Below are 6,435 nucleotides of genomic sequence, written 5' to 3'. Positions count from 1 at the left end.
AACTCGTCGAAGAGGGCCTCGCGCAGATCGGCGACCTCCCGCCAGGTGACCTCGCCGACCCACACGCTCTGGCGCTCGGACTCCGCCCCAGCAGACGGGAGCCCCGACCTCCGACCTGGCATGCCGGACACGGAGTCCGCGGCCACCGGCCCACCGATCCGGTGGGGAGCGGCCGATGTCCTCGCCTGGCCGCGCACGGTCAAGGATCGAGGAGACAAGTCTTCGATGTACCCGACATCGCCCATCGTCGCGTCCGTTCCCGATGCGCAGCGCGACCCCGGACCAACTCATGACCGGTGGGCCGATGCGCCACCAAGGGCGCCCGCCGCAGCACGACCAACGCCCGCCCAGCCCTTGACCTGGCTCAGGGCCGAACGCCGCTGCTTGACGCTCGCTCGGTCAGGCACCAAGTACCTTGGGCACTGACCGTAGGGGAAAGACTACCCGCTGTCCCGGGCACGCAAACAAGGGCCTTCCATTCCTTGCGTTGGAGCTCCCCGCTGTGCCGACGCAGGGCGCATGACCTGGAGCGCGAGAGCCGGCAATAGGCGCGGGTGCACCATTGTCGTCCCTGCAGGCTGTGGCGATGAGCGACGTTCTGGATGATCCCCGGTAACCCGACCCGGTCCTACCGCAGCAGAGATCCTTTGCGGATCGTCGGCGAGGTGACTGACTGGACGCGGCTCACCCCCGCGGCGCTCCAGGTATGGCGCGACCGCCTAGCGGCGATCTTCGCAGACGAACGTGGCGAGATCATCAACTATTCGGCACTGTTGGGTGCGAAGGGCTATAGCTCTAGGCAGGGCGCGCCTTGGGTAGGTGTTCGAAGGCGTAGTAGAGGGCCACGAGGAACGTGCCCGCGAGCGCCAGCAGAGCGCTGAGGAACGAGACGAGAATCAGCACCGCGTAAACCGTGCTGCCGATGCTGAAGCGCGGAAACGCCTTTCGTGCGGCTTGAACGTCGACATCGGGCTCCAGCAGTTCGGGACGCCTCAGCGCATATCCCCACAGGACCGTCATGGCGATAGCGATCGACAGAGCGAGTGCGTTGTAAGTCGCCATCGCAACCTTCGCGTTGATGCCGGATTCGGTCAGGTAGTCCGCGACCAAGGAAGTGGCGAACGGTATGGCGACGATGAGCATCAAGAGCGTCAGGTTGGTCAGCATCAGGCCCCTGGTCGCGTACCTGATCTGGCGGAAGATCGAGTGATGGTTCACCCACAAGATCCCGATGACCAGGAACGATGTGACGTAGGCGGCATACGAGGGCCACTGCCCCACCAGCGCGCTCCACAGGGACTCTTCGCCGACGTGGGGGACCTTCAAGTCGAGGACGAGCAAAGTGATCGCGACGGCGATGACCCCATCGCTGAGAGCCTCCAGTCGCACGGTGTCGGAGCGCGAGAGTCCGCCGGAGGGTGTCGCGGGTTCACCTGTTGCCATGCGGAGATTGTGGTGTCTCAAGCGACGGAACTGGTCGCGGCGCGCGCACCGACCGACCGGCGGCGCGCGCCGAAGTGATGCCGTTCTGGTGCGATCCGTGTCCCGCCGAACATGACACTTCGGCAGCATCGGGCCCCTGGCAGGACTTGCCTAGGTGCTGAACAGCAGCCCCGTTCCGTGCATATCCCTTGCCAAGATGCAGGTCCGGTGACCCCTGGGATTTCGACCCAGAGGTCACTACACTTGGCCGATTCTCTTGGCAGCCAGTTCGTCCACCGGCGTCCGCGTAGGTCTACCGATGGCAGGCCCACCAACCAGAACCCGCCTGAGCACCCGGACACTGCCCGAGGTTCTGTTGACCGGCTGTTGACCGGAACGCCAGAGGCATGACCACCAAGATCGGTGATCATGCCTCTGACCTGCGGACATTCAGTAGCGGGGGCAGGATTTGAACCTGCGACCTCTGGGTTATGAGCGACGGTGTCTGGATGCCAGCGGACACTCACCGACGGCAGCGGAAAGTCGTCTGCGCAGGTCAACGACCCGCACCGTCGCTGAACGTCCAGACGCGTCCGGCATCGTCCACGCCGCCGATGTTGACCAGCGGTTGACCGCGTCGAGAACTCGCCCGGCGCTGCGTGGGAATCCGAGATTCGCGTCGTGGAGATCCGGTCGATATCGGCACATCGGGGCGGGCCGAAACAGTGGGTGCGACTCCGAGTGCCTTCTGTCGGTGGTCGGGTGGCGCCTGTCGCTGTTCCGCTTTCACCCGAGGCCCCGGGCGTTGCGCGTCGTCTGATACCTCCCGGCGGGCGGGCCGGCCGGGCGAAACGTCCCGCGAGGAGTCAGTCCCCTAGCTGGGTCGACCCGTTGGACACGGCTTTGCAGATCCTCGACCGAGAGAGTCCGGTTGAGTCGTGCGTCGAGATGCGACTACTTGGATCTGCTGTCGGCCACAGGCGGTGGGAGAACCGTCTCACCGGCCTACGGTCCTGCAGTGTGGGCGGAATCAGCCGGCCCAGTCAGGCGGTGCCGGATGTGGTCGAGGCCGTCCGGGTGGTGCTGCAGCCACTGCCAGCCGAACATCACCTTGTGGCATTCCAGGTCCGAGCCCAGGTGTGCGAGGACTTCGACGTAGATCTCGGCTGACGCCTCGTCCAGCACGCGCAGTAGGTGACTCACCTCGAGTCCGGCACCGTAGTCCTCGCCGATGGTTTCGGAGGCGGACAATGTCAACTCGCTCGGGTCCACCCGGCTCCAGTCGTACGCGACGTAGAACGCGACCAGTTCGTGGGTGGCACTGAGCCAGTACAGCTCCACCACGTGGTCCGCATCCCCAGTCCAGCCCTCCCGAGTCCACCGACTTCCGTAGTTCAGGGTCCGGCTGGCCGCCCGGCGCTCATCCTGGGCGTAGAACAGGTGAACCGGAATCGTCCCGACCGGCGTAGCCACCGGTGAGTTCTCGTCCATTATGTGCTCCGCCCTCCTGTGCTGATCGTTCTCCGGCGAGCGCCAGGTGTCGCCCGAGCAGTGCGCTGTCTCCTGCCCGGTCAGCCTGTCAGTCACCGGACGCAACGGTAGTTCACCGTCCACCCCTGCCCCACTGGCACGTCGGCCGCCGAGCCTGTGCTCTCCGGATTGTGTAGGCGGCGCCGGGCCAGGTGCTGGCTGCGGCGAGCGTCGTGGCCATGCCGGGCAGACAAGTTGATGTCGGTGAAACGGTTCACGAGTCCTCGCTGCCGATGGGAAGCCTGTTCCGGGGCAGCCCGGGCGCGGGCGGCCCGATGAATCGGAACTCGAGGAGCCTCGCTCGAGGTGTTCGAGCGCTTCAGGTACGTCGACGAACTGGTCGGGGACGGCACGCACGCGCTGGTGTTCACCGCCGCCGTGGCCGGCCACGAGATGCACGGCCTGGACCACCTCCGCCTCGCCGGGGACGGCTTGGTCGCCGAGCTGACCGTCATGGTCCGGCCGCTGTCGGCCGTCGTGGCCCTGGCCGAGGCCATGGGGCCGCGGGTGAGCCACCTCGCCAAGGGCCCCCTCACCTGACCCGTGGCGGGTGCACGTCGCCCGACGGCCGCCCCGGCACCCCGTCACCGGCAACGACACAGCGTGCCCGTCGATGGTGCGGTCGCCGCTGTGCCGGTTGGCCTCGCCGACCGGGCTAGTTCAGGGTCACCAGGTCGTACCCCTCGGCCAGCTGGGTGTGCTTGACCGGCCCCGGGTAGTCGGCCAGCACGACGTCGAGCACACTGCCGCGCACCGCCTCCGGCCGCACGTGCAGCCGCTCCGCCAGGGCTGCGTTCACGTCGAGCACGCGCGTGCTGTCGTCCACCAGCGCAGCCGGCAGCGGCTCCGCGGCGAAGGCGGCCCGGTACGGCCAGTCGCCGAGCGCCCAGCCCATGGGTGCGGCGCCGGCGGCCGGGCCGGTTGTGGCCTCGGGGGGCCCCGGCTTGGCTGGGCGGAACTTCCAGAGCAAGCCGGCACCGACCAGGATCGCCAGGCCAGCGCACAGCAGCGCCAGGGTCGTCGCCGCGCCGTGCGTGTAGACGCTGATCAACCGGATCAGCAGCACGAACGTGCTCAGCAGGCCACCGACGATGAACGGCCAGCCACGCAGCCGTGCGTAGGCGACGAGGCAGCCCACGGCGAAGACGCCCAACATCAGGTACGCCGGCCAGTCGGACGGCGGCTGCCCCTCGACGCGCACGACCGACGCGGAGTTGGCCATGTTGAGCGCCACCAGCAGCCCGACGGCCATCGAGGTCAGCCGGTGGCGGAGCAGGCCGAACGTCGCCGCGGCCGCCCACAGCAGCCCGAGGACGAAGAACGTCACGCTCGTCCACGGCTCGTGGACGGTGACGTAGGCGCCGAGGCTCGCGACGGACACCAGCACCCCGGCGCCGAGCGCCAGCTCGGTCACCACGGTGCCGGTGAGCCACCAGGCCACGGCCACCAGCAGGGTCCCGAACAGCGCGCCGGGCAGTAGGAAGTGCTCGTTGTCCACCCCGAGTCCGACGAATAGCGCACCGCCGGCCGCCACCGCCCCGCCGGTGAGCAGCACGCCGGACAGGCGCCGACGCGCTCCCTCGGACTCAGCGGACAGGGCAGCCCGCTGGGCAGCCCAGCCGTGGTTCAGGAAGCCACCGACGACCAGGCCGGCGACCAGCAGCAGCGCCGCGATCGACGCAACCAGCGCGGTCTGACCGGCCACGGCGAGGGTGTCCCAGACGTTGAAGACCAGGGTCGCCGCCGCGGCGACCACGAGCGCCGCCCCGACGTAGGCAAGTCCTTCGAGCAGATGAGCGCGCCATTCCACGGGCGCCGAACCGTCCGGGGGTTTCGCCACGACGGGAGGCGTGCCCAGTGCGGTCTTCATGACGACCTCCTTCAGGTCAGTTCCAGGCTCTCGCCGTCCAGTGCCCAAGGACAGGGCCATTGGAACCGAAAAGGATCAAGCGGGGACTTTCGGTTCTTCCAGAAGCGCTAGCCCTGCCGCCCCCTGTAATCGCCCTCAATGCAGCAGCGGGAGTCGTTCGGCCCGTACAGTGGGTGGGACGCATCAGCCCGAGTCCTCGGGCCGGTAACACTCTCCGCCGAGCGGCGCACGACGCGCCCTGGCCATGTTGACGCCGCCCCGAACTCGCAGCGGCTGAAAGAATAGGACTTGATGACTTCTGCCTTCACCCTCACGTTCCAGGCTCCGCCCGTTCGGGAGCTCTCCGATGCGCAGATCGAGGCCGACTTCGCCGCGGACGTAGCCGCGCTCGAAGCCCACCCGCAGGCCCTGCCCGATGTCGAAGTCGCCGACGACCTGGCACCTCTCCGGATGAGCAACGGTGCCCGGAGCGCAGCCGCCGCCGACGGGGTCAGCGAGGACGCGATCCGCACCGTCATCGCCGCACCCGACGAGATCGAGCCCGACGCGGCAGGTAACGGGCGCATGCGCCTAAGCCGCGGAAGCCTCACCGTCGTCGTCGCGCGCGACGGCGCGGTCCTCTCGGTCCGCGACCGCAAGCCCCGCACTCGACGTAGTTGACGACCACGTTGGCTCATCCTGGTGCGGGCCGCGCCAGGGCACTCAAGACCTGTGCAGCAAGCGACACGCGCTAACACGCAGTACCACTCGGCGCCCCGCACCCTGCCGACGGTGCCACGGTATCGATCCAGGTCGCCCGCGCAGACTTGGCCGCATGCGACCGCGAAGGATCAGCCAGGGATCCCCCGTCTTGTTGGCCCAGGGCTACCCAAGTGCGACGCGCCTGGTGCCGGCGCTCGAAGACTGCCAAATCCAGCGATGGGGGACCCGCTCCTGATCGGCTTCGCGTGCACTCTGGGTGGCGCGCATCTTCGGCACCTTCGGCCCCCGTCGTGCTGGGTGTCGAGGTGCTAGGCCTCGCGGGCGTCCCACACGGAGAGGGCCGCGGCCTCCTTCGCGGGGTCGAGGCCGATGTGGTCGCGCGGTGTCGGTGTGGTGCCCGCGGCGTCGACCTGGCGCATCCACGTCCAGCTGTCGGCGACGGTCTCGCTCAGCGGCCGGATCCTCAGCCCCCACAGGAGTGCGCGCGACACGTCGCTGTTGTGCAGGGCGCACAGTTCGACGTCGTCGCGCGGCACCCAGATCGGGAGCTCGGTCCACGGCTCGATGCCCTGCTCGAGGACGAGCTCCGGGTCGACCCAGACCAGCTGCGCGTCGGACTCGGTGACCTCCAGGCACGACTCGAGCAGTGCACTCATCGTGGCGGCCCCGACCGGCGATACGACGTTGATCGGTCCGCTGCGACCCTGCGATCCGGCGTCGAGCGCAAAGGCCGCGAGGTCGCGCGCATCGACGTACTGGACGCCGAGGTCGCTCGGTCCCGGTGCAAGCACGCGACCCCCGCGTGCGACGCGGCGCAGCCACCACGGCAGCCGATCGACGTTCTCGAGCGGGCCGAGGATCAGACCGGCACGTAGGTGCACGACGCGGTCTGAACCGAGCTCGCGGTCGAG

General features: G+C 68.5%; 6 protein-coding genes and 1 pseudogene. 3 read left to right on the top strand and 4 right to left on the bottom strand.

Annotation, left to right across the window (positions count from 1 at the left end; genetic code table 11):
• The first annotated feature begins 608 nt into the window (after window positions 1-608).
• A pseudogene (locus tag VIM19_03415) lies at window positions 609-761 on the top strand (NAD(+)--rifampin ADP-ribosyltransferase).
• Window positions 762-795: 34 nt separating this feature from the next.
• Here the strand turns inward: VIM19_03415 and VIM19_03410 are convergent.
• Together VIM19_03410 and VIM19_03405 are read right to left on the bottom strand one after the other, a co-directional pair.
• Window positions 796-1,443, bottom strand: a complete 648-nt coding sequence (locus tag VIM19_03410; GenBank protein HEY5183957.1) for a TMEM175 family protein — start codon at window positions 1,441-1,443, stop codon at window positions 796-798.
• Between the two features lie 984 nt (window positions 1,444-2,427).
• Window positions 2,428-2,913 carry a hypothetical protein gene (locus VIM19_03405; GenBank protein HEY5183956.1) on the bottom strand — a complete coding sequence of 162 codons (486 nt, stop codon included), beginning with the start codon at window positions 2,911-2,913 and terminating at the stop codon, window positions 2,428-2,430.
• A gap of 345 nt (window positions 2,914-3,258) precedes the next feature.
• Here VIM19_03405 and VIM19_03400 point away from each other — a divergent pair, with 345 nt between their 5' ends.
• A complete protein-coding gene (locus tag VIM19_03400) occupies window positions 3,259-3,492 on the top strand; it encodes a hypothetical protein (protein ID HEY5183955.1) in 234 nt (77 codons plus the stop codon).
• Window positions 3,493-3,607: 115 nt separating this feature from the next.
• Here the strand turns inward: VIM19_03400 and VIM19_03395 are convergent, their stop codons facing one another.
• Window positions 3,608-4,822 carry a hypothetical protein gene (locus tag VIM19_03395; GenBank protein HEY5183954.1) on the bottom strand — a complete coding sequence of 405 codons (1,215 nt, stop codon included), beginning with the start codon at window positions 4,820-4,822 and terminating at the stop codon, window positions 3,608-3,610.
• 291 nt (window positions 4,823-5,113) lie between these two features.
• Between VIM19_03395 and VIM19_03390 the strand changes: the two genes are divergently transcribed.
• Window positions 5,114-5,482 carry a hypothetical protein gene (locus VIM19_03390; protein ID HEY5183953.1) on the top strand — a complete coding sequence of 123 codons (369 nt, stop codon included), beginning with the start codon at window positions 5,114-5,116 and terminating at the stop codon, window positions 5,480-5,482.
• Window positions 5,483-5,832: 350 nt separating this feature from the next.
• Here VIM19_03390 and VIM19_03385 read toward each other — a convergent pair.
• On the bottom strand, window positions 5,833-6,435 hold a 603-nt coding region (locus tag VIM19_03385), incomplete at its 5' end, for a reductase (GenBank protein ID HEY5183952.1).

This window comes from Actinomycetes bacterium (assembly GCA_036510875.1).
Lineage (GTDB): Bacteria > Actinomycetota > Actinomycetes > Prado026 > Prado026 > DATCDE01.
The sequence above is the reverse complement of the archived record's forward strand: the minus strand, read 5'-3'. Positions and strand labels throughout refer to the sequence as shown.

Bases quoted from the DNA above. Each gene is read 5' to 3' on its own strand.
- VIM19_03405 (HEY5183956.1), bottom strand. From the start codon at position 2,913: ATGGACGAGAACTCACCGGTGGCTACGCCGGTCGGGACGATTCCGGTT.
- VIM19_03390 (HEY5183953.1), top strand. From the start codon at position 5,114: ATGACTTCTGCCTTCACCCTCACGTTCCAGGCTCCGCCCGTTCGGGAG.
- VIM19_03410 (HEY5183957.1), bottom strand. From the start codon at position 1,443: ATGGCAACAGGTGAACCCGCGACACCCTCCGGCGGACTCTCGCGCTCC.
- VIM19_03395 (HEY5183954.1), bottom strand. From the start codon at position 4,822: ATGAAGACCGCACTGGGCACGCCTCCCGTCGTGGCGAAACCCCCGGAC.